This is a genomic window from Alcanivorax sp. HI0083 (assembly GCF_001635175.1).
Map to the genome: position 1 here is coordinate 1 of NZ_LWFX01001665.1, position 413 is coordinate 413.

At 63.0% G+C, this 413-nt stretch carries 1 pseudogene; it reads left to right on the top strand.

The annotated features are described in order from the left end of the window. Positions 1 to 413, top strand: a pseudogene (copA, locus tag A3754_RS24465) (Cu+ exporting ATPase); the annotation flags it as partial.

Below are 413 nucleotides of genomic sequence, written 5' to 3' on the forward strand. Positions count from 1 at the left end.
AGAAGGCGAGAGCCGCATCGATGAATCCATGCTCACCGGCGAACCCATGCCCGTCAGTAAAAGTGAAGGCGACAACGTCAGCGCCGGCACACTCAATGAAGGTGGCACCTTGCTCTACACCGCCACCGCCGTGGGCAAAGACACCGCCCTTTCACAAATCGTCACGCTGGTAAAAAAAGCCCAGGGTAGCAAGCCCCCGATCGGCCGCCTCGCCGATCAGGTATCGGCGGTGTTTGTCCCCACCATCATGCTGATCGCCATCGCCGCCGCGCTGGTGTGGTTCAATGTGGGCCCGGAACCGCGCCTGACACACATGCTGATCAGCGCCACCACCGTGCTGATCATCGCCTGCCCCTGTGCGCTGGGCCTGGCCACACCCATGTCCGTGATGGTGGGGGTCGGCAAGGCGGCAG